Source organism: Emergencia sp. (assembly GCF_048465375.1).
Lineage (GTDB): Bacteria > Bacillota > Clostridia > Peptostreptococcales > Anaerovoracaceae > Senimuribacter.
The window spans coordinates 79,170-104,773 of record NZ_DBFWLQ010000007.1 but is presented as its reverse complement, the minus strand read 5'-3'; the positions used below and the strand labels follow the sequence as shown (position 1 = coordinate 104,773).

27 protein-coding genes are annotated in these 25,604 nt (G+C 47.0%); 1 reads left to right on the top strand and 26 read right to left on the bottom strand.

All coding sequences use genetic code 11. From position 1 onward, the window contains the following. Window positions 1–80 precede the first annotated feature (80 nt). The 12 genes from ACMQ5W_RS05325 to ACMQ5W_RS05270 form a co-directional block, all read right to left on the bottom strand. The gene (locus ACMQ5W_RS05325; RefSeq protein ID WP_419023997.1) at window positions 81–848 is read right to left on the bottom strand and encodes an enoyl-CoA hydratase/isomerase family protein; all 768 of its coding nucleotides are present in this window, start codon (window positions 846–848) and stop codon (window positions 81–83) included. A 1-nt stretch (window position 849) separates the two neighbouring features. Continuing rightward, on the bottom strand, window positions 850–1,707 hold the full coding sequence (locus ACMQ5W_RS05320; protein ID WP_419023995.1) for a 3-hydroxyacyl-CoA dehydrogenase family protein: 858 nt from the start codon (window positions 1,705–1,707) through the stop codon (window positions 850–852). A 5-nt stretch (window positions 1,708–1,712) separates the two neighbouring features. After that, a complete protein-coding gene (locus tag ACMQ5W_RS05315; RefSeq protein WP_419023993.1) occupies window positions 1,713–2,912 on the bottom strand; it encodes a thiolase family protein in 1,200 nt (399 codons plus the stop codon). A 3-nt stretch (window positions 2,913–2,915) separates the two neighbouring features. Then, on the bottom strand, window positions 2,916–3,992 hold the full coding sequence (locus ACMQ5W_RS05310) for an electron transfer flavoprotein subunit alpha/FixB family protein (protein ID WP_419023991.1): 1,077 nt from the start codon (window positions 3,990–3,992) through the stop codon (window positions 2,916–2,918). A gap of 9 nt (window positions 3,993–4,001) precedes the next feature. Continuing rightward, complete coding sequence (etfB, locus tag ACMQ5W_RS05305; protein ID WP_419023989.1) at window positions 4,002–4,790, bottom strand: electron transfer flavoprotein subunit beta; 789 nt, start codon at window positions 4,788–4,790, stop codon at window positions 4,002–4,004. Window positions 4,791–4,905: 115 nt separating this feature from the next. After that, on the bottom strand, window positions 4,906–6,045 hold the full coding sequence (locus ACMQ5W_RS05300) for an acyl-CoA dehydrogenase (protein WP_419023987.1): 1,140 nt from the start codon (window positions 6,043–6,045) through the stop codon (window positions 4,906–4,908). 228 nt (window positions 6,046–6,273) lie between these two features. Further along, window positions 6,274–7,998, bottom strand: a complete 1,725-nt coding sequence (locus tag ACMQ5W_RS05295) for a sigma 54-interacting transcriptional regulator (protein ID WP_419023985.1) — start codon at window positions 7,996–7,998, stop codon at window positions 6,274–6,276. A gap of 264 nt (window positions 7,999–8,262) precedes the next feature. Further along, window positions 8,263–8,430 carry a FeoB-associated Cys-rich membrane protein gene (locus ACMQ5W_RS05290; protein WP_419023983.1) on the bottom strand — a complete coding sequence of 56 codons (168 nt, stop codon included), beginning with the start codon at window positions 8,428–8,430 and terminating at the stop codon, window positions 8,263–8,265. Window positions 8,431–8,443: 13 nt separating this feature from the next. Then, the gene (gene feoB / locus ACMQ5W_RS05285) at window positions 8,444–10,615 is read right to left on the bottom strand and encodes a ferrous iron transport protein B (protein ID WP_419023981.1); all 2,172 of its coding nucleotides are present in this window, start codon (window positions 10,613–10,615) and stop codon (window positions 8,444–8,446) included. A 140-nt stretch (window positions 10,616–10,755) separates the two neighbouring features. Next, on the bottom strand, window positions 10,756–10,977 hold the full coding sequence (locus tag ACMQ5W_RS05280) for a FeoA family protein (RefSeq protein WP_148493014.1): 222 nt from the start codon (window positions 10,975–10,977) through the stop codon (window positions 10,756–10,758). A 24-nt stretch (window positions 10,978–11,001) separates the two neighbouring features. Continuing rightward, window positions 11,002–11,214, bottom strand: coding sequence for a FeoA family protein (locus tag ACMQ5W_RS05275; RefSeq protein ID WP_148493015.1), 213 nt, complete (start codon window positions 11,212–11,214; stop codon window positions 11,002–11,004). Between the two features lie 36 nt (window positions 11,215–11,250). Next, a complete protein-coding gene (locus ACMQ5W_RS05270) occupies window positions 11,251–11,538 on the bottom strand; it encodes a DUF2325 domain-containing protein (protein ID WP_148493016.1) in 288 nt (95 codons plus the stop codon). A 122-nt stretch (window positions 11,539–11,660) separates the two neighbouring features. Here ACMQ5W_RS05270 and ACMQ5W_RS05265 point away from each other — a divergent pair, with 122 nt between their 5' ends. Next, the gene (locus ACMQ5W_RS05265; RefSeq protein ID WP_419023978.1) at window positions 11,661–12,032 is read left to right on the top strand and encodes a metal-dependent transcriptional regulator; all 372 of its coding nucleotides are present in this window, start codon (window positions 11,661–11,663) and stop codon (window positions 12,030–12,032) included. A 366-nt stretch (window positions 12,033–12,398) separates the two neighbouring features. Here ACMQ5W_RS05265 and ACMQ5W_RS05260 read toward each other — a convergent pair whose 3' ends face one another. The 14 genes from ACMQ5W_RS05260 to ACMQ5W_RS05195 all read right to left on the bottom strand — a co-directional run bounded on the left by ACMQ5W_RS05260 (window position 12,399) and on the right by ACMQ5W_RS05195 (window position 25,596). After that, a complete protein-coding gene (locus tag ACMQ5W_RS05260; protein WP_419023976.1) occupies window positions 12,399–13,118 on the bottom strand; it encodes a hypothetical protein in 720 nt (239 codons plus the stop codon). A gap of 5 nt (window positions 13,119–13,123) precedes the next feature. Beyond that, the gene (locus ACMQ5W_RS05255; protein ID WP_419023974.1) at window positions 13,124–14,176 is read right to left on the bottom strand and encodes a hypothetical protein; all 1,053 of its coding nucleotides are present in this window, start codon (window positions 14,174–14,176) and stop codon (window positions 13,124–13,126) included. A gap of 13 nt (window positions 14,177–14,189) precedes the next feature. Further along, window positions 14,190–14,924, bottom strand: a complete 735-nt coding sequence (locus tag ACMQ5W_RS05250) for a hypothetical protein (RefSeq protein ID WP_419023972.1) — start codon at window positions 14,922–14,924, stop codon at window positions 14,190–14,192. Window positions 14,925–14,939: 15 nt separating this feature from the next. Next, on the bottom strand, window positions 14,940–15,785 hold the full coding sequence (locus tag ACMQ5W_RS05245) for a hypothetical protein (RefSeq protein WP_419023970.1): 846 nt from the start codon (window positions 15,783–15,785) through the stop codon (window positions 14,940–14,942). Further along, window positions 15,782–16,546 (bottom strand): hypothetical protein, encoded by a 765-nt coding sequence (locus tag ACMQ5W_RS05240; RefSeq protein WP_419023968.1) that lies wholly within the window; start codon window positions 16,544–16,546, stop codon window positions 15,782–15,784. The genes ACMQ5W_RS05245 and ACMQ5W_RS05240 overlap by 4 nt, the downstream gene beginning before the upstream one ends. Before the next feature lie 11 nt (window positions 16,547–16,557). After that, on the bottom strand, window positions 16,558–17,673 hold the full coding sequence (locus ACMQ5W_RS05235; RefSeq protein WP_419023966.1) for a WG repeat-containing protein: 1,116 nt from the start codon (window positions 17,671–17,673) through the stop codon (window positions 16,558–16,560). Between the two features lie 10 nt (window positions 17,674–17,683). Next, window positions 17,684–18,406 carry an ABC transporter ATP-binding protein gene (locus ACMQ5W_RS05230; RefSeq protein ID WP_148493022.1) on the bottom strand — a complete coding sequence of 241 codons (723 nt, stop codon included), beginning with the start codon at window positions 18,404–18,406 and terminating at the stop codon, window positions 17,684–17,686. 12 nt (window positions 18,407–18,418) lie between these two features. Beyond that, window positions 18,419–18,805 (bottom strand): GntR family transcriptional regulator, encoded by a 387-nt coding sequence (locus ACMQ5W_RS05225; RefSeq protein ID WP_148493023.1) that lies wholly within the window; start codon window positions 18,803–18,805, stop codon window positions 18,419–18,421. Window positions 18,806–19,153: 348 nt separating this feature from the next. Next, window positions 19,154–20,491 (bottom strand): hypothetical protein, encoded by a 1,338-nt coding sequence (locus ACMQ5W_RS05220; protein WP_419023964.1) that lies wholly within the window; start codon window positions 20,489–20,491, stop codon window positions 19,154–19,156. 30 nt (window positions 20,492–20,521) lie between these two features. Beyond that, window positions 20,522–21,796, bottom strand: a complete 1,275-nt coding sequence (locus ACMQ5W_RS05215; RefSeq protein ID WP_419023963.1) for a hypothetical protein — start codon at window positions 21,794–21,796, stop codon at window positions 20,522–20,524. Window positions 21,797–21,921: 125 nt separating this feature from the next. Beyond that, window positions 21,922–23,049 carry a pyridoxal-phosphate-dependent aminotransferase family protein gene (locus tag ACMQ5W_RS05210; RefSeq protein ID WP_419023962.1) on the bottom strand — a complete coding sequence of 376 codons (1,128 nt, stop codon included), beginning with the start codon at window positions 23,047–23,049 and terminating at the stop codon, window positions 21,922–21,924. A gap of 18 nt (window positions 23,050–23,067) precedes the next feature. Next, on the bottom strand, window positions 23,068–23,592 hold the full coding sequence (locus ACMQ5W_RS05205; RefSeq protein ID WP_419023960.1) for an ECF transporter S component: 525 nt from the start codon (window positions 23,590–23,592) through the stop codon (window positions 23,068–23,070). Between the two features lie 176 nt (window positions 23,593–23,768). Then, on the bottom strand, window positions 23,769–24,746 hold the full coding sequence (locus tag ACMQ5W_RS05200; protein ID WP_419023958.1) for a hypothetical protein: 978 nt from the start codon (window positions 24,744–24,746) through the stop codon (window positions 23,769–23,771). Between the two features lie 31 nt (window positions 24,747–24,777). Next, window positions 24,778–25,596: an Mrp/NBP35 family ATP-binding protein gene (locus ACMQ5W_RS05195; RefSeq protein ID WP_148493028.1), complete on the bottom strand. Its 819-nt coding sequence runs from the start codon at window positions 25,594–25,596 to the stop codon at window positions 24,778–24,780. Window positions 25,597–25,604: the final 8 nt, after the last annotated feature.

Genomic DNA, 25,604 nt, shown 5'->3' with positions numbered 1-25,604 from the left:
ACGAAGTGAATTGCTGGGAACTCCTTATGCTTTAGCGTCCCGCAAACAAAGTGAGCGGTCAGACGCTAGTCGTATAGTTTCTATCGATTCTCAAAGCAAGGCTTTCGTTTTTCAATAAAGGCCTTCATACCTTCCTTCTGGTCATAGGTTGTAAATAATTTCGCCCACTGTTCTGCTTCGATTCCGATGGCTCTGTTCTGGTCCGTTTCTTCTAATCCTCTGCGGATTACCTCTTTGACCATGCGGATAGCGACAGGCCCGCGTTTGGCAATCCTCTTTGCCAGTTTTTCTGCTTCTGCGTATACGTCTGCATCTCCTGTGACCCTGTTAATCAGTCCCATCTGCAGCGCTCTTTCAGCACTGACGGCATCCCCTGTAAAGATCAGCTCTTTCGCAAAGGCTTCACCGACAACCCTGGGGACCCGAATCGTCCCGCCTGCCCCTGGAAAGATGCCCAAGGTGACTTCAGGAAAGCCCATCTTGGCACTCTTTCCTGCAATCCTGATGTCACAGGCCATGGCCAGTTCCATACCGCCGCCGAGAGCATAGCCCTCAATGGCTGCAATGGTCGGCAGAGGCAGATCTGCAATTCGGTTATAGACGGGAGAAAAGGCGAAAGCTTTTGCCCCCTCCTCATCACATTGCGCCATGGCTTTGATGTCAGCTCCTGCGGCAAAGTTCTTTTCACTGCAGAAAATCAGACATCTGACAGAATCGTCCTTTTCCACCTGATCCAGCAGGCCGTCAATCTCATCGACGATTTCTCGGTTCAAAGCATTGAGCGCCTCCGGCCTCACTATGCTGATGACCGCAATCCCGTCTTCTATTCTAAGGGTAACCTGACTCATCTTATTCCTCCCCGTAATCATAGAATCCGGCTCCGCTCTTCTTTCCTAACCTTCCGGAATCCACCAGTCTGATAATCTGCGGACTCGGCCTGAACCTGTCTCCATATGCCTCAAACAAAATCTGATCTACATTGAGATTGAGATCGTGGCTGGTAATGTCCAGCAATGCGAAAATTCCCATCGGGTGGCCCAGACCGTATTTGCAGATCTTGTCTACATCCTCTGCGCTGCACACCCCTTCTTCCACCAGGCGGCAGGCTTCTAAGTACATGGCATGGAAGATTCTGTTTAGTCCAAAGCCCACCACGTCTTTTACGCGAACTGGTTCTTTCTTAATCTCTTTCAAAACGTCCGTCACTGTGCAGACCGTTTCCTCATCCGTCAGCAGAGCTGGAATAACCTCCACTAGCTTCATGACACTGGCTGGCGAATTAAAATGCGTACCGATGAATTTGCCTTTTCTCTCTGCGCTCACGGTAGAAGCCAGCTTCGTAATGGAAATAGAAGACGTGTTGCTGGCGATAATGGTAGATTCTTTGCAGATGGCATCCAGCTTTTCATAGACGCTCTTTTTTACTTCAAAGACTTCCAGCACTGCCTCGATAATCAGGTCACATTCCGCCAGATCCTCCAGATTGCCAGTAGCCGTCACCCTGCTCAGAATCGCCTCCTTGTCTTGTGGACTCATCTTGCCTTTTTTGATGCGTTTGTCAAGAATTTGCGCCTGTTTTTCTTTTCCTCTGTCTGCAATTTCCTGGCTGATATCGTTTAGGACCGTCTCAAAACCTTCTCTCGCAAAGCAGAGGGCGATTTCCGCTCCCATCATGCCTGCACCTACGACACCTACTTTTTTAATCATACTCTTCACCTTCTTAAATTTTCAATTAATGTGGATACGCCCAAACCTCCTCCGATACAGGAGGAGAAGATACCATATCTGCCGCCGCTTCTGATGAGTTCTTTCATCGCCGCAAGACAGATACGTCCGCCGCTGGCTCCGTTTGGATGACCAAAGGCGATGGCTCCTCCATTTGGATTCCACTTTTCCATGTCGATCTTTTCGCCGGTCATCGCTTCCATCTGTTTGATGACGGAGAGATTCTGGGCAGCAAACGCTTCGTTGCACTCGAAAACGTCAATATCCTTCGTCTTCAATCCAACTCTCTTCATCACTTTCAGATTTGTGTAAGCCGGTCCGATTCCCATATACTTCGGATCGACGCCTGCGTCCATGCCGCAGATCCACTTTGCCATCGGTTCATACCCCAGTTCTTTCGCTTTTTCTGCGCTCATCATCAGTACAAAGGCAGCGCCATCGTTTCTTCCCGACGCATTTCCGGCGGTCGTTACGCCGCCTTCATTGACCGGCTTCAGTTTGGAGAGGCCTGCCAAATCAGTCTGTGGCCGCGGATGTTCATCTTGATCCACGGTTACCGGTTCGCTTTTACGGCTGTATCTCACCTGCAAGGGCAGAATTTCGTCTTTGAAGTATCCCTTCCCTATCGCTTCTGCCGCCCTGTGTTGACTTCGCAGCGCGAACAGATCGCACGCTTCTCTGGTGATGCCCCATCTCTTCGCCATCAGATCGGATATCTCAATCATGGATATATCGTCCTCCTTTGTCGGAGCCAGTTTCAAGGGAGCCGGCATCGGCGCGATTCCTCTGTAAGGCTCCACCGCGGTGGAGTATTTATAGTAAGTCTGGCTGTGAGCCTCCGCGCCTCCGCAGATTGCTACGTCGATATACCCCTCCTTAATCTGCAGCGCTGCGTTGTTGATACAAGCGATGGATGAACCGCACTGCATTTCGATAAAGGTGGCTGACGTCTCGTAAGGCAGCCCTGCCAAGAGGCCGGCATATCTTGCAAAGTTGTGCGTGTTCAAATCTCCTGATGCGCTCCCGACAAATACAGCATCCACCTTGCCTTTTTGCAATATCTCCGTCTTTTCGCAGAGACCCTTCATGGTCATCCCGGCAAGTTCTACCGGCGTATAGACTCTCAATGCTCCGCCCATTCTTCCAAAGGCAGTACGGGCACCGTCGACAATGACTACTTCTCTCATCTCTTATTCCTCCTTCGCCCAGAGTGCCATAATTTCGGGAATCACCTTTTTTAAATCGCCTTCTACTGCAAAATCCGCCAATTTCATCATCGGGCACTCCGGGTCTTTGTTGATTGCGACGATTATGTCCGATGTCTGCATACCTGCCAGGTGCTGGATTGCCCCCGAAATTCCGCAGGCAAAATAGATATGGGGTTTTACTGTGGTTCCGGTCTGCCCCACCTGATGGCTCGGATCAATCCAGCCGGCATCTACTGCCGCACGGGATGCGCCCACAACGCCGCCTACCTTTTCAGCAAACTGCCTGATCAAGTCAAATCCTGATGCATCGCCAAGACCTCTTCCGCCAGAGCAGATGATGTCTGCATCGGTCAGTGATACCAGTTCCTTCGCTGCCTTGACGACCTCCAGAACCTCTACGTGTATATCTTCTTTTGATAAGCGAACCTTTACATCGACTCGTTCGCCTCCGGCACCTTCCACCTTTTCTCTCTTAGCCATGACACCTGGTCTGACTGTCGCCATCTGTGGCCTGGTGTTCGGTGTCACGATAGTGGCCATCAGGTTTCCGCCAAAGGCAGGCCTGGTCTGTTTCAGCCCCTTGCTGTCCGCCTCTGTGTCAAGACCAGTCAGACTGGCGGTCGTGTTTTTCTCCAAGTAATCTCTATAGTTCGCTACGTTTACGTCCAGTCTGGTGCAGTCTGCCGTCAGTCCTGTGTCAAGCCTTGCTGCAAGTCTCGGTGCAAGATCGCGTCCAATATGTGTCGCCCCAAAGATGACGATTTCCGGCTTATATGTATTGATCGCATCTGTCATAACTTTCGCGTAGCCGTCCGTAGTGTAGTTTTCCAGAAGCGCATCCTCCAAGACATAAACGCTGTCAGCACCATAAGCGTAAAGTTCATCAAGGAGGTGCTCCACATTGTTGCCAATCAGTATCGCGCAGACTTTTGTGTCACGGCCGATTTCTCGTGAAAGCTTATATCCTTCTCCCACCAGCTCCAGGGCCACATTCATGAGCTTACCGTGTCTCTGCTCTGCAAAGACCCAGACATTTTTATAATCTTGAAAATTTTTCATTTTTGCCTCCTAAATTATGTGTTTCTCTTTCAGAGCTGTCATCAGATTTGCCGCCTTCTCCTTTGGGGTATCGCCTTCTACAGCAATGCCAGCGCCCTTCGGTTTTGGTGTAAAGGACTTGAATACGTTGGTCGGGGAAGCCTTCAAGCCTACTGTGGTCTTATCCACACCGATATCCTCAGCATTCCAGACCTTGATTTCCTGTTTTGCCGCTTTTAATATTCCTCTGACAGTCATATATCTGGGCTGATTCAGTTCCTTGATCGCAGTCAGTACACAAGGTCTTTTCACCTTCAACATCTCATATCCGTTCTCAAGACCTCTCTTCACAACGATACCGTCCTCTTTCATTGCAAATTCTTTCACGTAGGTTACCTGGGGAAGACCTAGCTTTTCCGCAATCTGCGGACCTACCTGTGCTGTATCTCCGTCGATTGCCTGTCTGCCTGCAAATAGAATGTCAAAATCTCCTATCTTACGGATGCCTGCCGCGATAGCATTGGATGTGGCCCAGGTGTCAGAGCCGCCCAGCGCGCGATCAGACAGCAGAATGGCATCATCAGCCCCCATGGCCACACACTCCTGCAGCATTTCCTTTGCCTGAGGAGGTCCCATGGTGATGACGGTAACCTCCGTTCCCGGATTGGCATCTTTCACCTGCAGCGCCTGCTCCAAAGCGTTGGCATCGTCTGGATTCAGAATCGAAGGAACTCCGTCTCTGATCAGTGTTCCTGTTTCAGGATTGATTTTTATTTCATTGGTATCTGGTACCTGCTTTACACATACGATTATTTTCATCTTCAATTTTCCTCCTAATGGAGCCCGCCCAATTTGCAAAACAAATTGCCAGGAACTCCTTATGCTTTTGTTCCCCAAGAGAGCTATGCTCGATTGGCTGGAACAAGTCGTATAGTTATTGAAAGATATCTCCTGCCATGATCATCTTCATGACTTCCGATGTCCCTTCATAGATTTCGGTGATCTTTGCGTCCCGCATCATTCTCTCGACCGGATAATCCTTGATATATCCATAACCTCCATGGAATTGAACAGCTTTTGTAGCTACGTACATCGCCGCCTCTGAGCAGGCCAGCTTTGCCTCTGCCGCAGGTACGGTGGCAGGCAGCCCCCGGTCCCTTCTGTTGCATGCATCGTAGAGAAGATACCTTGCACCGTCGATTCTGGTCTTCATGGCTGCCATTTCAAAAGCGAGAGCCTGGAATTTGTCAAGGGTCTTGCCAAACTGCTTTCTCTGTTTCATATAGATCACGGTCTGATCAAAGGCGCCCTGGGCGATGCCAAGAGCCTGGGCTGCGATGCCAAGTCTGCCCACATCCAAAGAGGACATGGCGACCTTAAAGCCCTTGCCCAGCTGTCCAAGCAGATTTTCTTTCGGGATGCGGCAGTCCTCAAAAACTAGTTCTGCCGCAATGGAACCGCGAATGCCCATCTTGTTCTCATATTTTGGCGCTGTAAATCCAGGCGTTCCTTTCTCTACGATAAAAGCGCTGATCCCTTTGGTTCCCTTTGCCTTGTCAGTCATGGCCATGATGATGTAGACGTCTGCGATGCCGCCGCCCGAAATAAAAATCTTGCTCCCGTTGAGAATCCATTCGTCTCCGTCGAGTACAGCCTTTGTCTGGGTTCCCGCTGCATCTGTTCCCGCATTTGGTTCTGTCAAGCCAAAGGCACCCAGTTTTTCGCCGGAAAGAAGGTCTGGCAGAAATTTCTGTTTCTGTTCCTCTGTACCATAGGTAAAAATCGGCCAGCAGCAAAGGGCGTTGTGCGTTTGAATAATCACGCCATGAGCGGCATCTACCTTTGATATCTCTTCAATGGCCATGATGTATGTGAGGTAATCCGTACCGGCGCCGCCATAACTTTCGGGAAACGGCATGCCCATCACTCCCAGTTCTCCCAACTTGGCAATCGTCTCGTATGGATACTCCGCTTTTTCGTCAATTGCTGCTGAAATAGGCGCAATTTCATTTTCTGCGAATTCTTTCAGCATTTTTTTAACCATTTCCTGTTCTCTCGAATAAGTGAATTCCATCTTTCTCCTCCTGTTCTGATCTTAAAATTCCTTATTTCTATTAATAACAAGAATCGTGCCAAGTTCTTTCCACCTCCATTTTTTTGCAGAAGTGTTGGAATCACACCGTTGCAAATACAGCTATTCCAACAAAAAAAGAAAAGACGGAAATCATCCGTCTTTTCTTTTACGTTCTCATGTTCGATGCGTCAACGCATCAAACGCTACATTTATGCATATTTGCGGCCATTATCCTATGTTGTATTTCTGCATCTTTCTGACGATGGTAGATTGGTTTACATTGAGTTTGATGGCCATTTCCCTGGTAGAGCCACAGGTCTCTTTTGCCCGCAGCAAAATTTGCTTTTCCAACTCTGCCGTAGCCTCTGCTAAAGTCAAATCCTGTTCAGAAATTTCATCAATCAGCCTTCGTTTCTGCGCCGGCTTTCCTTTAACCGTCCAAGGCAGGTCTTCGGTCTGCAGATATTCATTATTGCTGACGATGACCATATTCTCAATGACATTCTTCAGCTCTCTGACATTGCCCACCCACTGATGCTTCTCCAGTTCATTTACAACTTCAAGAGTCAGCAGTTTTTCCTGTCCGTATTTTTGGTTGAATTTCTGCAAAAAGAAAGATGCCAGCGGCACGATATCCTCTTTTCTCTTGCGCAGGGGCGGCACCTCGATCTGCACCACATTGACTCTGTAAAATAAGTCTCGGCGAAAGCTTCCTTCTTCTATCATCTCTTCCAAGTCGCGATTGGTTGCAGCCACAACACGTACATCTACACTCTTGGAATGGTTGGCGCCCACGCGGCGAACCTCTTTGCTCTCCAGAAAGCGCAGCAGTTTTACCTGAAAATCCAAAGGTGTTTCACCGATTTCGTCCAGGAATACCGTGCCTCCTTCCGCCGCTTCCAACAGACCTACCTTGCCTGTATTCATAGCTCCCGTAAAAGCACCTTTCTCATAGCCGAAGAGTTCCGATTCTAAGAGATTATCCGGTATTGCCCCACAGTTGATGGCGATGAAAGGTTTGTCCTTCCGCATACTGTTTTTATGTATAAACTTCGCAACTTCTTCCTTACCTACCCCTGATTCTCCCAGAATCAATACGGTCGCCTGGAAATTTGCTACTTTTTCAGCGAGAGAAAGCGCGCTTTTCATTTCCTTACTCACAGCCAGAATCGGAGAAGCCTTCTTGTTCATCTGGGAAAAATCCGAAAGCCGCTCCATATAGAGTTTCTCTGTCTCCTTTGATTTTTGCAGTTCTTCTGACAGGTCGTAAATTTCGGTAATGTCCCTGGCATTGATGACAATTTTTTTAATTTCGCCCGTTCTGTCGAAAATCGGTTTGCCAGTCACCATGATATGGCGGCCCGACTTTACGATCTGCCGCTTCGATACGGCTGTTTTCTGCTCTGCTACCACATAGGCGACGGAATTTGGCATCCAGACAGGATTCATCAAATCCCGCATGGACTTTCCTTCCATATCGCTCTTTTTAATCTCTGCCACCCGCTCATAGGAACTGTTTACAAACAGAATTTTGCCGTCTCGATCTGTCACCAGAATTCCGTCAAATGAGCCTTCTAATATTTCTTCTAATTCTGAATTGATGTTTCTTTCATCCTTCAGTTTTGCTGCCAATTCCCCGCTGAGAGCGACGTTGATGAAAGAGAGCCCCATCCAATGACAGTTCTCCCCGCTGCAAAGCTCCGTCGGAATCAGATAGTAGCATTGTCCCTCTATCTCTGTCTCAAAAACGCCATCGGTCACTTGCTTTAACTTCTTCAGCTCTGGAAGAATGATATCCAGCGGCTGCCCGATGATTGCAGAAGCTGGCAGTGCAAAGTTTCTCTCAAAAGAACTGTTTATGTTTCTGATGATTCCATCTTCATCAATAATTGCAAATCCGCTGAAAGCACTATTAATCCGTTTTCCCATTTCTGTAAAATCTATTCTGTCCATTTTCTCACCCTCGTCATAATACCTATAAGATGCATCTGATTAAATAGATTTTAATATCATGTCTCTAGTTATGTCAATGAGATTTGTTTTGGGCATCAGGCGGCTGTCGTTTTATCATCGATTTTTCTGATTCCTGTTCCTCTTTTCTTCATCTTGTCCTTCTGAAATGCATTTCACTTATTTTACATTTTAGAAGGGTGGAATGACACAGGATATTGTATTTTTCCCAAAAAATATAAGGGACTGCAGTGCAGCCCCTCTTAATCAGTGATGGTTCTCGTTTGTTGTCTGGCAGTCCCCACAACTGCAGCCGCATCCGCCGCTGCAGCCAGCACAGCCCTTGCCAGATTTCTTACTCTTGACCAGTGATCTGATACTGAAACCCACGATGACGGCCAGCACCAGTAATACGATAATTGTTGAAGCATTCATTGAATTCACCTTCTTATGCGACTTTGCGCTTCGTCAATGGCATTGATTGATTTAAAGTCTCTTCTTTTGGCGCAGGTCTGAATAACAGATACAATATGCCTGCAAGCACGATGAAGGCTGCTGCTGTACCGATTCCAAATCCGCCGCCAGTAAAGAGCGTCCAGAACTGGTAAACGCAGAGGGATATGAGATAAGCGAAGACTGTCTGATATCCGATGGCAAACCAAAACCACTTTTTGTTGTTCATTTCACGTTTGATAGCGCCCATAGCTGCAAAGCAAGGTGCGCACAGCAGGTTGAATACTAAGAATGAGAAAGCTGCTGCTGCGGTAAAATCTGCCGCCAGCGTGCCCCAATATTCCGCACCGTCTTCCGCAACTTCTGCAAAACCATAGAGGATACCGAATGTCCCAACGACGTTTTCTTTCGCGACAAGGCCTGTGATTGCTGCAACAGCAGCTTTCCATGTTCCGAATCCCAGTGGAGCGAAAATCCACGCCAGCAAGGAACCTAATCCGGCCAGCAATGTGGTATCCTGTTCCAGAACATCGTCGATCATATGGAATCCACCCTGTACGCTGAAGTTGGATAGGAACCAGATCAATATGGTTGACAGCAGGATAATGGTGCCAGCTTTCTTAATGAAAGACCAGCCTCTTTCCCACATACTCCTGAGGACGGTTCCGATGGTCGGCATATGATATGCCGGTAATTCCATTACGAACGGAGCCGGTTCTCCGGCGAACATCCTGGTCTTCTTTAAAATAATACCAGACATGATGATTGCAGCCACACCGATGAAATAAGCACTCGTTGCGACCCACGCGCTGCCGTCGAACAGAGCACCTGCAATCAGAGCGACAATCGGCATTTTTGCACCGCAGGGGATAAAGGTCGTCGTCATAATCGTCATTTTCCTGTCGCGATCATTTTCAATGGTTCTTGAAGCCATAACTCCCGGCACGCCGCAGCCTACGCCTACCAGCATCGGGATAAAAGACTTGCCGGACAGACCGAATCTGCGGAAAATCCTATCCATGATGAATGCGATTCTCGCCATATAACCACAGCTTTCCAAGAAGGCCAGTAGTAAGAACAATACCAGCATCTGCGGCACAAATCCGAGCACGGCGCCCACACCTGCTACGATACCATCGACAATCAAGCTGACCAGCCAGCCTGCACAGCCGATGCCTTCGAGGAAGGAAGTGATTGCCGGCGGTACAACATCGCCGAAGAGAACGTCGTTGGTCCAGTCTGTAGCCATGGCGCCAATCGTGGCCATAGATATGTAATAGACAAGCCACATGATTCCCGCAAAAATAGGCAGAGCTAGAATTCTGTTGGTAACGACTCTGTCTATTTTATCGGAAAGGGTCATATTTTCTCTTCTCTGTTTCTTTTCCACCGCTCCGCCTACAATCTTACTGATGTAAGAATATCTCTGATTGGTGATGATGCTTTCCGCCTCGTCATCCAGCTCCTTTTCGCAGTCAGAGATATGCTCTTCCAGATGTGCTAAAAGCTTATCGTCAAAATGCAGCTGATCTAAAACTTTTTCATCTCTTTCAAAGATTTTGATAGCGTACCATCTGAGAAATCCCGTCTCCACCTTGTCTGCAATGGATTCTTCAATATGAGCGATGGCGTGCTCCACGCTTCCTGTAAATACATGAGGCATGTCGACAGCCTTATGCGCTTTTGCAATGGCAATGGCCTTATTCGCAGCTTCTATGCAGCCTTCGCCTTTCAGCGCACTGATCGCCATGACTTCACATCCAAGCTCCTGTCCTAATTTTTTCAGGTCGACTCTGTCGCCGTTTTTTCTTACCAGGTCGATCATGTTTACACAGACTAGAACAGGGATGCCCAGTTCGATTAACTGCGTAGTCAGATAGAGATTTCTTTCAATATTCGTACCGTCAATAATATTTAAAATAGCGTCTGGTTTTTCAGTAACCAGATATTGTCTGGAAACAACCTCTTCCAAAGTATAAGGTGACAGCGAATAAATACCAGGCAGATCCTGTATGATAACCTCTTTATTGCCTTTTAATTTTCCGTCCTTTTTTTCTACTGTTACGCCAGGCCAGTTGCCGACGTACTGTGCACTTCCCGTTAAATTGTTGAACAAAGTAGTTTTACCACTGTTCGGGTTGCCCGCAAGGGCAATTTTGTACTCCATTCTGATTCTCCTTTCTGATGGTTGTCGCCCCAATTTGCATAGTAAATTTTCGGGGAGACCTTATGCTGTAAATCTCCGAGAGACAGGTGCTGTTTGCGCCGCTCCACAGGTTGGATTTCATCGTATCATTCTGTTTGCAGTTACTGTACTTCAATCATTTCGGCATCTGCTTTTCTGATAGAAAGTTCATAGCCTCTGACTGTAAGCTCAATGGGATCACCCAAAGGCGCCACCTTGCGCACGTAGACATCCACACCTTTCGTCAGACCCATGTCCATAATTCTTCTCTTTGTCGGTCCGCCGCCGTTAATTCGCGTTACAGATACGGTCTCGCCAACGTTGACATTCTTTAATGTGCTCACTTGATTACCTCCTAGTGTATTTTATCAAAACATTATTTTAGCAGCCAAAGCTTTTCCTAGTGCAATTCGGCTGTCTTTTACCTGTAAGATTAAGCTGCCTCCCATTTCATTTACGACGGTGACTGTTTCGTCCACTACAAATCCCAATTCCGCCATGTGTTGACGTACCTCGTCTTTTCCGCCTATTTTTCTGATTGTTACGGTTTCACCCATCTTGGCCATCGATAAAGGCATCATTTCCATCCCTCCTGTTAGTTGTAACTAACCCATGTATTAAATAAAACGGGTTCTCGCTTTCAAAACTTCTGCCAGCGCTGACCCGCTGCTGCTGTGACAATGTTCAATGGGAAATCCACCCCGCTTTGATTCCTGCTTGGCAACATTGACCATCTTATGCGATACTGTCGTTGTAAAACAGATTAATAAATCTGGCGTACCGATTTTTTTCTTAATTGCACCCTTCTCCTTCGTATATACTTTCGCAGTGCATCCGTAGTCTTCGCATATCTCTTCGTACTGTCGTTTCATGCGTTCATTACCGCCAATAATTACTACGCTCATCCCATGGCTCCTTTCCAGTTAGTGGTAACTAACTTCTGTATATAAGTTAGCACAGACTAACCTCCTTGTCAATACCTTTTTTATATGTTAAAATAATTTATCGACAGGAGAGGAGAATTCTTATGAAAATACAACAGTCAGCAGAAGATTATTTTGAGACCATATATATACTAAAAAAGAGAAACGGATCGGTCAGAGCCATCGACATCGCCACGGAGTTAGGATTTTCCAAACCGACAGTGAGTGTCGCAATGAAGAAATTCAGAGAAAACGGTTTTATCACCGTCGACAATGCAGGTCAAATTGAATTGACCGAAGATGGAAGAATCATCGCCGAAAAGACCTATGATAAGCATAATGTCATCGCAGAAGCGCTCATAGCGCTGGGGGTCGATCGCGACACCGCGTTTGAAGATTCCTGCAAGATAGAGCATTGTCTCAGTGACAAGAGTTTCAGTGCCATCAAATCATATCTCGCAAGCATCAAAAAATAGTCGGAGTCAGAGTTGGGCAAAATGCCGTCTTACCTCGACAATAAGGTTAGGTTTTTTGTGAGAAACCAGCTGTTCCCGCGTAACTTTCTCAACTACCCCCTATTTTTTCCAGGGGTATCATGCAGATCTGGTTATCTTTCATCTCGCAAAACCACTTATCCGGTTACAAATTCACCCCAAAAAATAACAGAGAGTCGTATTTGTCTTTTTTCTAAGCAAATACTGCTCTCTTTTGTTATCAAAATCGCCTCGCGGTTACGCGAAATCTCTCAATCCCTGTCAAAAAACCTAACTCTATCGTCAAAAAGTCTCGCGTATACCCCCTTCCCCTATGCAGGCAGACAGACTGCGAAACTCCAAGCCCATTTACGCCACATCATGTCCTGTTTCCAGCAATGCCCTGCAGCGTCTGAACAGAAGCGCAGTCAAAATGACTCCACCTGCCGCCGCGGCATAAAGCAGCCCAAAAGGAAAACTGCCTTTCCCAAGCAGCGTCGCAAAGACAACCCCTAGCAGTGCGACCCCTGCAGCTGTGCCCGCGGACAGCAGCAATGCCCCTTTCTTTTTCCCGTTATTCTTCAAAAAGCACAGATATAATACCAGCGAGCAAAACAGCCCATCAGCAATGAGAATCAGCGGCACCAGCAGTGCTGACAACACACTGATATCCCCTGGGCTGCTCCCTCTTTCCATCATCCAATAGAGGATACTCTGCATCATATCCTCTTCAAACGGTTTGGTTTCTTTGCACAGAAGGATAAAGAGCAGCGGGCCGCAATAGGCAATTTCTGCCATGGACATCCACATGACGCCTACGGCGAGCCTGCCCCGCAGCAAGTCCTTTGCCGGTGTAGGCAGCGTCATCAGAAAATGCGCTTCTTCAGTAAAGAGACTCCGCTGATACAAACAGGGGATTCGCACAGCAATCAATATTACCGTGAGCACCAGCAGCCCCGTTCCAAGAGACAGGGTGAAGGCATCACCGTCAGCTAAGCTGGTGATCAGTCCCGCGAGGAACGCCAAAAACGTCGTCCCGATCATTCTGCCTCCTTCTCGCGTCAAGTCGCAGCCTATGGTCTGCATCATAGCCTTCACCCCTTCCTCAAATCTACAATCCCCTTTTTATCGCCAAAATAAACCGTAAAAAAGTCCTTATGATCTGCAATCAAATTATAAAACATCGGTTTGATCAGCCAGTTGCCCCTGCCGTCCATGACCCCGTAATACTTGCCGTCAAATATGACAAATCGGTCTTTCCAATGGGGCGTGCTGTCATAAGCCTCATCCCATGTCTGATTTTCTACGATTGTCTTTCTCAGCGGTTTCTCCAGCAGTTTATTCCCCTCTTTGTCAATTACATAAACTGTTTCTTCTTCGTATACGACGGCACAGCCTTCATAAAACGGTGTTCCGTACACACTGCCTCCTGTAGGGATGACCAGCCGGCCATTTTGATCATAATAACCCTTCTCAATTTTCATATGAAGGGGCACGTTGTCCATATCGCCGTTGGCAACCTTTTCACAGTAGCACAAGCCTTCGCTGTAACCACCGATTTGTAGATAGACGCTTCTGCCAAAGGCCGGAGTGACGTCGTTTTTCAAAATCACCTTTACGTCGTCAGAATACTGCCGCTCCACGAGGGAAGCCTGATAAAAGCCTGCGCCGATTTCATCAATACTACAGAATTGATCCGTTTCAAAGAGGATATCCTCAGACTGAAAAAGCTTCGCGCCGCAGATCATGTCATCGTGATCCCAATCATCAGACCAGTAAGCATCCGCAGGGAAAAGATAGCCCTCTTCTTTCCTCTGCGTTTCATAGTCGACTTCCTTCTCTTCATCCGCATCAAAGGTCACCGCATCATAGTCATAAATCTGCCCGTTCTTATCGATCCATTCGTCCTCATCGCGGACCGTCATATCAGCTTTAAGCGGGAAGTAAGGCTCGCCATCTTTGAATGCAACCGTGCCGCCTAAACTTTCATAATGCCCCAGAGGCACGGCCCAATCCAGGCGCTGGATTTCCTCACGGACTGCTTCCTGCCATTTTGCTGCCTGATAAAAACCAATAAACGCGATGATGCCGATCAGAACCAAGACAACAGTCAGCAGGCCTGCCACAATTTTTCCCTTTCTCTCCATTCGCCTACCTCCTCTAAGACAGATTCATCTTTCTATCCATCATGCGAGCGCAGCTCCGGTATAACAGATATGCCATGATACATAAAAGACCCAGCATTACAATCACCAGCCAAAGACCTGCCAGATGCATGAATGCCAGTTTCTGCAGCAGCAAGCCAAGCCCAGCGAACATTCCGCCGAAGATGGCTGCACCGAAAAGAGTAATGATCAAAAGACCCAGCCCCTTGAACCGCTTGAGCACCATAGAATTGATTTCTATCTGCAGAATCATGATTCCCATACAAAAGCTGCTGGCCGTCAGAACTAGCGCCATCGGTATCAGCATCATGGAAATCCCTGCAGTCAGAGGTGAGAAGCCAATGGAAAGAAGGTATAAGACCGTCCGTTCCATAAAGCGCATTCTCACCACGTGAAAACCATCATAATCAGCATACCCTGCCGCAGCTGATAGCAGAATCACAGTCAGCAGCAAACCCAGCCACAGTCCTCCGATGAGTCCTTTGGAAAGTGTCCTGGTCTTAGAATCCACCGGCAGCAAAAGGCGAAAGGCTCCTTCTGTTCCAAACATGGCACTGCCCACCAGTCGGTTTAATCCCATCAATACCAAAATAAAAGCTAAAATTAGCAGTATACCTTGTGCAAGCTTCATTCCACTACCAAAAGAAAGTCCCACCGCAGCAGCCATCATGACCACAGATGCGGGTAATTCTCTTCTTACATTCACATAATCAAGTCTCATCATCTTCATCAACATGGCTTCACCTCACGACACAGCTAGCGGCTTCCAATCTGCAATGCCATATCTCCCACGATACACGGCGATCAAATAACGATTCCCCGCAAATTGAAGGCTGTCAAACACTGCTCCAACAAGAATCTTTCCATCCTCGTTTTTCAGTCCGTACTTTTCATCTTCCACAAATATTTGTATTCCATTCCAGGAACTTACAGATTCACGATCCACCGCCGCTGCTTTTCCACTGCCTGCTGACGAGTCCGCCTTTGCCGGCACTGCCTCGTCTTCTATGATTCGGAAGACTTCCGTTCTCCCCTGTTTTTCTGTCGAGAAAATATCCTCCGCAAGCCATTTTAAGCCGCTGCTGTCAGGTGCCGTGTAGACGGTTTCATTGTTTTTGTTTATAATCATCAGTTTCGGTGCCTTCCAGGCGATACAGTAATCACCCACAAAGCCTTCCAGTCCGTCATACTCAAAAGGAATCGCAACGGAACCGTCATATCTGAAACAGCCGAAGCGTTTCTGCCCATCTTCTCCTCTCTGGGATGCAATCAGATAAAGATCGTACAGCTGATCATACTTCTCTGGGTCAGTCATGGCTTCCCCTGTTTCCGCTATCGGTCGTCCGTCCTCACTGCCTCCCGCATAGTCTACCACGCCGTCTGCCAGAAACACCCGATATCGGTCGTCATATTTGATGTATGTAAAGTCATTGCCGATGTCACAGGGATGCAGCGTCCATGCCATCTGATTCACTTCTTTCATCTCTGTCTCTCTCTCAAATGCCGTCGCCATGCCTCTGACGCCCAAATAGAGACTGCAGCAGAGCAGTGCGCCGCACAGAAGAAACAGCCAGGTATTTTTCTTTTTCATCTCAAATCCAGACTCCTTTTCTCTCCCCTTAAATCGTAGTGCCGTTCCAGATAACGGCAGGCATACCGATACAGCAGCCCTCCCACGCACAAGACGATTATAATATAACTGACGAGTACCAGCAGCATACTGTATTTCCAGCCAAACTGCCAAAACAGCCAGATCAAGACGAAGGGGCTACCGAGAACCGCTCCCAAAAGAAGCAGGTATAATCCATATCGAACGCCGCTTTTGTCTCCTGCCGCCAAGGATATTGCCAAGAACATGGCGCTGACAGCCAGCGCAGATAAAAGCCCGCAGACGGGGGTCAAAAAGAAGATGACGCCGACATCGAGAGGGCTGTTTCCCCTGATAGTCAAGTAATCGACAAAATTGTTCAGTGTAGTGTAGAAGCCCCAGAAGCTGATGCCATTTTGCAGCAGCACTAACAGTAAGGCGATACCTCCGCTAAATGCTGCCATCCAAAGGCCTCCAGCTATGATTTTGCCGGCTGCCATCTTCTTTGCAGGCAGGGGCAGTGCCATAATCGTGTGCGCCTCATCCCCAGAAAGGCTGCCGATGTAAAGCTGACCAAAACCCTTCATCATCTGGTGCAGTGCTATGATGAATAAGACAGCAGTAAAGGCGCCTCTCACTACCAATTCTGCGACAGAACCTTTCAGGTATAAGAAAAGAATCAATCCGAAAAACAGCAGCAGAAGCGAGACTGCCAGTTTTTCCGAGCAGAGCTTCAGATTCAAATTTAAAGATTTGATGAACATAACGCGCCACCTCACTTTACTTTGACAATACCCATGCTGGAGCCGTAATACACGACTGCACAACCCTGACTGACGGGTTCGACATGTGAAAATATCGGCGGAACGACAAATTCACCGTTTTCATCCATATAACCCCAGCTTTCAGGCGGCGTCTCTCCTTCGTTTTTTACGCAGACCTGCGAAAATCCCTCCGAAAAGAAACAAAACCTGACTCCTATGATATTCCTTTTAGGCCGTTCTGCTATAATTCTTCCATTTTCATTGACAATGAGAATTTCCTTTCCCGTATCAACGATGCCCTTTCCTTCTCGAAAGCTTCCCGCCTCCCAACCGTCAGCGAGGGTCAGTACCATCTCACCATTTGTATTCATATAACCGCTTTCCCCGCTCTCCATTTTCACAAAAGAGATGCCATGGTCAAACTCGTCGATGGAGAGAAATCTCTCTCCTCCCAACAGCAGGTATCCATCTTCGTCACGAATGACTGAAATGGAATCTTCATCCTTCGTTGAATCCACAGTCACAGAATACAGATTTTTCCCGAGCGGCCGCTTGTTTTGATAGTTGTCTGTATAGGCTCCGTTCTTGCAGTCGAAGATCCTGGCCGGTGCTCTATCCCCTTGGTTAGAAATGGACAGCAAACCTTCTTCTGCCCACAGGACATTCTTTTCTTCACCAAAAGCGAAGAGTTCATTTCCCCGTTGATTGATGACGATGCTCTCACGATCTGCATTTTTGACCAGGGCGTAGTCGCCGCAAAATGCCTCTGCATAATCGAAACGTGCTTTAATCAATATCTTGCCGTCCAAATCCATGTAACCGTATTTACCGTCTTCGCAATAGATGATCTTGTTCGCTCCGCCATATTCCAGCACGCCACTGGCTCTCCACTGGGGCTTGCCGTCTTTTACCGTCATCACACAGACAGTCTCGCCTTTGTTTACAAAAAAGACTTCGCCCCAGCGTTCGATATGATAGGATGTGCTAGGCGGCAGCACCCACTGGATTTTTTCTGCTGATTTGTAGTCATCAGGGTGTGTGCCTGCTATCATAAACCCATAGATGCCCAGACCCACGCACAGGAAAGATGAAATTGCAATCATACAGATAAAGCGTTTTGCTGTCATTTTGATCACCTCAAAATATGGCTTTCATGGCCTCTTCCAATGTGGAGCTGTACGCCTGGCGAATATCGTCGCATGGCGCGTTCATGGTCACCTGCCCCTCTTTTAATACGATGACCGAATCAAACAATCTCTCAATCTCCGAAATCAGATGTGTTGCTACTAAAATTGTCCCTTTTGAATCAAAGTTTTCTAAAATGGTATCCAGTACGTTATCCCTGGCTGCCACATCCACCCCGCCCAGAGGTTCGTCAAGCAGATAGAGCCTGGCGTCTCGCGCCATGGCAAAACTGATCTGCACCTTATCAATCATACCTTTGGACATCTCTTTAAATTCCTTCTTCGCGCTGATTTCGAATTTGTCCAGAAGCTCCATAAATCGATCCCGGTTAAAGTCCTCAAAGAAGTCTACATAGATTTCCACAATGTCTTCCGCTGTCCTGTTCAAAGAAAATGCCGGCCGGTCGGGAAGGTATGCGACATGTGCTTTGCTCTGCGCTCCCGGTCTCTGTCCGTCAATCAGCACCGTTCCACTATAGGTCGTATAAAGCCCCGCTAAAATCTTCAGCAATGTGGTCTTTCCGCTGCCATTAGGTCCCAAAAGTCCGATAATCCTGCCTTCAGGAATTTCCAGATTGACATCTTTCAGAGCCTGCACACCGCCGAAAGTTTTATTTAGATTTTCTACTCTTACAATCGGCGGATTTTCCACCAATCTCAATTTACGCTCTTCCATATCCAATCCCTCTTACATCGCCTCAACCATTCCGTCAGTGTTCATATCAATCTCACGAAAAAATTCTTCGATCTGCTCCTTGCTGAATCCCAACTCTTTCATCTTCTGCAGGAATTCTTTTACAATTCTCTCCGCGGCCTCTTTTCTGACCTGATCAATAATTTCAGTGTCCGTTGTGACAAAACGTCCTGTGGTACGCTCTGAAATTAAAAGTCCTTCTCTTTCCAATTCCGCCAAAGCCCGCTGCATGGTGTTAGGGTTTACGCCAAAATCCTCCGCCAGCTCTCTCACCGACGCGACCTTTGCTCCAGCAGCCAATTCCCCTGATACGATAGCGGCTCTGATCTTATCCATAATCTGCATATAAATCGGTAGGTTTTCGTTTAACAGTTTATCCATAATAACCTCCTTTCCTCCTCTGTATTATTGTATTATCTATTTAATACAATAAGCTAATTTAGCAAAAAAGTCAATAGTTTTCTGCAAAAAGGCGGCAAATGCAGAAAAATATGTTTCAAGACACTATTACGTTACAATCGATTTATGCTTTTTGGGTGTTTCCGAGCATTTTCGCATAACTGGACGACGATCTGAAAGCACAACTTTATTGTAGATCGTGCATTCCTCATACCCCTACATGCTGACAGGCGATTCACTTCATAATAGATTATCGCTATTTTCAAAAATGCATCACATGAATTGCAGCAAAAAACGGAGTGAAATGAATCCCTCCGTTTGTAATGCGCTCTAATCAAAATCAGCTTCATCCTCATCCCAGTTTTCTATATCATAAAGGTTCTCGTTCAGCACGTAGAAATATTCTACAAAGCTGCTGTAGGCCTGTCGATCCAGCGCCTGTGGTACTGACAGATACGGAAACTGGAAACGCTTCAGACCATACCAGGCTGCGTTTATCTGGCCGCCCACTTCCTCTGACAAATCTCCCTCGTCATTTTCCATGTCTCGTCCCGCATCAAAGAGCAAATAACCGCTGATCTTTTTTGCAGAGCGCGGGGCAGGTATCTCCAAATAGGCTCCGGGGAAGTATTCCTCATAAAATTCATCGGCATATTCTGGAATTGGCAGACTTTCTATTTCTGACATATCAATATCCCGGCAAACCTCCTTGCCATCACTTTGGGTATAGATGAACCGTCCTTTATAGATGCCAGACGCATCTCCTTCGATGGTCAGAACATCTCTCGAAAACTGTTTTTTGTTGTCCCGGCTGAACCACACCAACGTGATATATTGGTCGTAGTCCGTAAATCCAGCTACCGCAATCATCTTCGTATCCGCGCTGCCAAAATTCTCATCAGGCTGCAGCTGCTGAAAAGATGCAGCCTCCTTCAGAATGTCGATATCCTCCTCAGACAGGCACACTGCAACTTCCTCCGGCATCCCTCTGGCGATTAGCTCCTCACTGTAGACGTTTTCCAGAGGCGACAATTCCGGAGCATCCGGCTGTCCAAAAAGGGTTCCGCCGATGATTGCCAAAAGGATGGCACAGACATACGCCGCGCAGAGAACCAGCGGCCGCCGTCCTCTGGTCGTAGTTTCCCGAGTTGACATGTCGGAAAACAGATCTTTTCCCGCATCCCGAAGGCAGCGATAAAATCCAATCATAATTATGATAAAGGCGATAAACGCAAGCAAAGCGATTACAATCGCCACATTGTTAAAGGTCAGATATGGTATGACATAGATTGCCGTCTTCCATACTACCAGCCAAATCAGCCAATGGCTGCGTCTTTCCTCAATTCCAGCCTTTTTGTATTCGTCCGTCAAAGCCCCGTAAAGATACAGCAAGGCTGCTGCCTGTATCACTGTTTCCACGACAGACAGCGTCAACACCACAGCCTCTTCTCCGACCAATCTTGTGGCGCTAATGCCGAAAGAAACGACTTCGTAGCACAGCAAGACGGCAGAACTTCGGAAAGCTTTTTGAAACGATTCATTTATCTGCCTAAATCTGCGCAGCCAAAAATAGAGGACCATGACTCCTGCAGCAGGCAGAATATAGTCGAGATAGAAAAAGTGAAAGCGATAGGATAAGAAAAAAATCCCCCAAAAAATTCCGTTCATCAAATCTCCCTCCTCTCCATCAAGCCGCGTTTACTGAAGTCCATATGGCAGCACAAAGGTGCAGCTTCTCTGCAAATCTTTCTTCGCTGCGAGAACAGCCGTCTGCTTCTCATTTTTGTAAGGAAACTGGACAATTTTGGCATCAAATAATTCCGTGTATACAGAACTGCCGATCCCTTTTCCGTCAAAACTGCCATCTAGTATCAGATATCCCCTCACTCGATCCGCTCCATTTCGCAGAGAAATCTCCGCATAAAAGGTCTCCGCCGCATCGATGTCTTTTATTTCTCTGATGAGAATCTTCCCCTCGTTCAAAGATACTTTAGAGGCAGTGATGATTTCAGAAAATTCCTTGCCGTTCTTTGTATAACAAACCCTGCCGGAGCAGGATGTGATCAGTTCGATACGGCTTATTTCTATGATTTCACGACTCAGATAACGGGAATCGGCTGATCCGCTCAAATCTCCATACCACAGCACCAGCTTATAGTCATCATCTGTTGTCAAGCCGGCAATCAGTCTGATTTTAATATTCTTGCTGCCGTCTCCCTTGATTTCTGTAAAAGCATCAATATCTGACAAGGCATCTGCATCCTCAGCTGACAGATCCTGGGCGACCACTGCGGGCATGCCCTTTTCCGTCAGCTTTTCCACAGAAGCTGTGATCGTATTCTCCTGCACCGCTGTTCTGCCGGACGATATACCGCCGAAGAACATCCCGCCAAAGACAGCGACGGCAACCAGAAGTGCATAACTGCCCCACAGCGCTCTGTTGCTGAAGCCGACAGATGCTGGTGTCAAAGCTGCCAGATTCAAATCCCGTTCCGCTTGCCGCAAACGTCTACAGACGCCGGCCAAAAATACAATCATAGCCAATCCACAGATGGCGGCTCCAAGTTTAAAACCTGTTATGATAAATAAAATGAGCAAAATTTTGCCTGCTACAAGACCGATTACCGGTGTTCCCTTAAATTCCACATCCCCTCTGTGAAGATACTCTTCCTGAATGCCCTTCATCAGATAGAAGAAAAAACAGGCCTGCAAAGCCGTCGTCACAATCATAATACAACTGTTCACAAAATCAGAAAGATTGAGAGGCGTTGCAATCACAAAGAGAATGACCGCCTCACAGATCAGCATGGCAAAAACGTATCTGCCTGCCATAGCAAAACTTTTGTCAAGTTGTCTGTAGTTTCTCAGCCGTGTATAGATGAGCATGAGACCGAAAGCGGGCAAAAAGTAACTCGATAATCCGACATCCAAGTTGATTGCAATCAGTACGATTCCTATGAAAACAGCAGTCATAACGCCCTCCTTTCTCTGCTCAGCAGAAAAATTCCAGTCTTTTACATACTAATATATTATCAATTCCACGAAAAAAACGCAAGAGATTCATTCCACTTGCGTCTTAATTTTTCTTAAGATTTAGACTATATTTCTCGACTAAACACGGCAGTCATATCGCAGAGTACCGTCACACCTAATTTTTCTAAGGTACCCTGCAGCGCAGCCAGGGTTTCCGCTACCTTCTGCGGATAAGCGTTCTCCCCCATGTGACCGATACGGACTACTTTTCCTGCCAGCACATCAAAACAACCAGAAATCATGATGTTGTAGTCCTTTTCCATTCCATGAAGAAGCTGTTGGTCAGTGATGCCCTCCGGCACCTTCAGAACAGTCACCGTGTTGGACCATCCTGATTCCAGATACAGCTCGATGCCACCGGCAGTCAAAGCCTTTCTCGTGGCGGCAGCAATGCCAGCATGCCTTTGATAGACTTCCTCGTCTTCTAAGAAATTATCCAGGGCGGTACGCAGGCCTTTGATATCGCTGATCGGCATGGTGTAAGGAAACGCCTTTTGCTCATAATAGTCCCTGAACAAGAGGATGTTGGCATAGAAGCTGGCAATGGGCGTTTTTCTATCTTCCATGGCACGAAAAGCTCTCTCGCTGACCCAAAGCATGGTCAGGCCTGGAGGGGCTGACAACGCCTTTTGAGAGCCTCCGCAGAGGATGTCGATTTTGCTGTCCGAAAGGTCCAGCGGTTCGCCGAACATGCCCGCTACAGAATCTGTCACTGTCATGATGCCATAGCTGTCCAAAATTTTGCTGATACCTTCGACATCGTTGAGCACGCCGCTAGGCGTATCGCAGTGAACCACTGTTGCATACTTGAAATCGTGATCCTGTTCCAAATACGACTGCAAGGTTTCGATTTCTACAGGTTTATGATAATCCATAGTGAAGAGCACGGGATTTCCGCCATAAATTGTGACGAAGTCAGCAAAACCTTTGCCGAAGATGCCGTTGTCGATGATCAAAACTCTATCGCCTGGTTCAGTCAGGGATGCGCAAGCCGCCTCCAGTCCCAGAATGCCTTCTCCGCCCAAAATCAAAGCCTTGTTCTCTGTGTGCATCGCCTTTGATAGAAGACTGCAGGTTTCCCGATAGAAGTCGAAAAACTCCTGATCCAAATCGGGATTGGAGCACTCCTGGCTCCTGGCTATTCTCACATTTTCTCTGACCTGTGTAGGTCCTGCCGTCATAATTCTGTACATAATCTCACCTCTTCTGCTTTATTTTACGAATTTGCGAATCTGCTGTATGAATAAGAGGACCAGGAAGCCTGCAAAGCCTACCTGGATGATGTTTCCTGGAATGGAACCCAGCGGCGTTATCCAGTTTCCATACAAAATGACTTCTGCAATGTAATACCCTGCAATCTTAATTACAATCGCCAGGATAACGGATAAAATATTATTCAGCATCATGCTCTTAAAAGGTTTCTTCTCAGCAATGAGTCCGATGGTGTAGCCCATCAGCCCTACAATTAAGAAAGTAAACGGTGCCCATGCGGTCCATCCGCTCATCAAGTCAAAAAGTCCCATACCAAAAGCACCTGCAATGGCTCCAGTTTTTCTGCCATAGAGCATGGCGCCGACAAATAGAGGGACATTGCCCAGGTGAATCAGTCCGCCGCTTCCTACCAGGGGCAGTCTGATATTGATCAGCCAGGTTGCTGTCAGGGTAAGAGCAATAAATAATGCGTCAACGACTAGTTCATAAGTTTTACTTCTCTGTGTGTTCTGCATTGTTGTCATCGTTTTGTTCTCCTAAGTTTCATATTTCGCTAGCAAAATAAGGATACTACAAAATTGAACACTTTAAAATATGCAATTATATATTTTTTCTTATATACAATATGGAGTTTTTAATTACAAAATAAAAACTGTACCCTTTATACATTGGGTACAGTTTTAAAACTTCGTCTATACGTTTATTTTTCGTAAGTGTACTGATAATACGTTCCGCCAGCGTAAATGTAAATATCACATTTTCCATTCTCCGCTTTCTTGGACATGTTCAGTACGCCATAAGTCGTCCGGCTCGCCCCTGCCGAAAGCTTTTCGTACTGGGTGATATTGGCTTTATTCTCATCGTCAGCTACCACGGTACCAGCATTGGAACTGCCATCATAAATCGCTGTAATGCCATAGAAATCATAAGCATTTTTCTCTTTCTTAGAGAGATTCTTTACTTTCATGTTCACTACCAGCAGCTTATTATCAGATCCTTGTGCTTTGTAATAATTGTAATAATATCCCGGATTAGAAGGGACAATTTTGTTTAGGAATTTCACGCTGGCCGGCGTCAGTTCGCAAAGCCCATCCACAGTAATCTTCTTGTTCAGTTCCAGCTTTTCTGTCACGGCAAAAGGCTTTGTCGTATCGATGGTCAGCTTATGATTGTAGACTGGCTCATCGTCATCCTTGGTGAATGCAAACTCGGCGAGGGTTTCTTTATTTACAGCAGAAGCGTCCATTTCGGTAATGAAATAGAAGGTCTCTGTAGCTCCGGCTTTGAGTGTTACGCTGCTCGACAGCTTTGTTTCATTGTCAGTGAGCACATTGATCATGTTAGCACTGAAAGTGTCTTCACCCACGCTGAGTCTAAAGGCGCATAAATCGCTGGCTTTGATGTCTTTCTCACCCAGGTTTTTCACTTTTGCAACAACTGTGGCATAGGTTTTGCCGCTCTTCGCAGTAAAACCCATCGGATAACTGCCGCTTACAGGCGGAAACACTTTATCAGCAACCAAAACGTTGACCGGAGTAAATTCAAGGTCTTCTCCGATGGCCGTCTTCTCCCCCAGCTTCATGGTTACTTCTTTATCGCCTCCGCAGGCGTAGATTGCCAAGATCGTACAGATCGCAAGTGCGAGCACTATGGCTTTTTTTAACGTTTCTTTCTTCATCGTGTTCTCCCTTCTAAACCAAGAGGATTTGTTAGAGCTGCTCTGCCAGTTTCTCCATCTCTTCACATGCAAAGGATTCAATCTGACCCATATCGCAAGCTTTTGCAACTTCACTATCCAGCGGCAATTTTACCACGTGCTTTACGCCATGAGTTGCTGCAATATCTTCTATATGACTATCGCCAAAAATTTTGTGTTCTTTACCGCAGTCTGGACACTTGTAGTAGGACATATTCTCCACGATGCCCAGTACAGGAATTTCCATCATGTCCGCCATCTTTACAGCTTTTTCTACGATCATGGATACCAGTTCCTGCGGTGAAGTCACGATGATAATGCCATCTACTGGAAGGGACTGATAAACCGTCAAGGCCACATCTCCAGTTCCAGGAGGCATATCCACGAACATCACGTCGACATCTCCCCAGGTCACATCGCTCCAAAACTGTTCTACGACGCCGCCCAGGATCGGTCCTCTCCAAACGACAGGATCGGTGTCATTCTCCAAGAGTAAATTGATGGACATGGCTTTGATGCCTGTCTTTGTTACAGACGGCAGAATCATCTCCTCATTGCCCTGTGCTCTCTCTGTAATACCAAAGGCCTTTGGAATGGAAGGTCCTGTGATATCCGCGTCCAAAATAGCTACATTCTTGCCCTGTTTTCTGGCAGCTACAGCCAGCATGGAGGTCACGGAAGATTTTCCGACTCCACCTTTGCCGCTGACAATACCGATTACTTTTCTTACATCTGACAGGTCGTTCATCGGTGCCTTTTGAATACCAGGGTTTTCCTGTCTTTCGTCGCAGCTAACGCCGCATGATCCGCAATCATGGTTACAATCACTCATAATGTTAA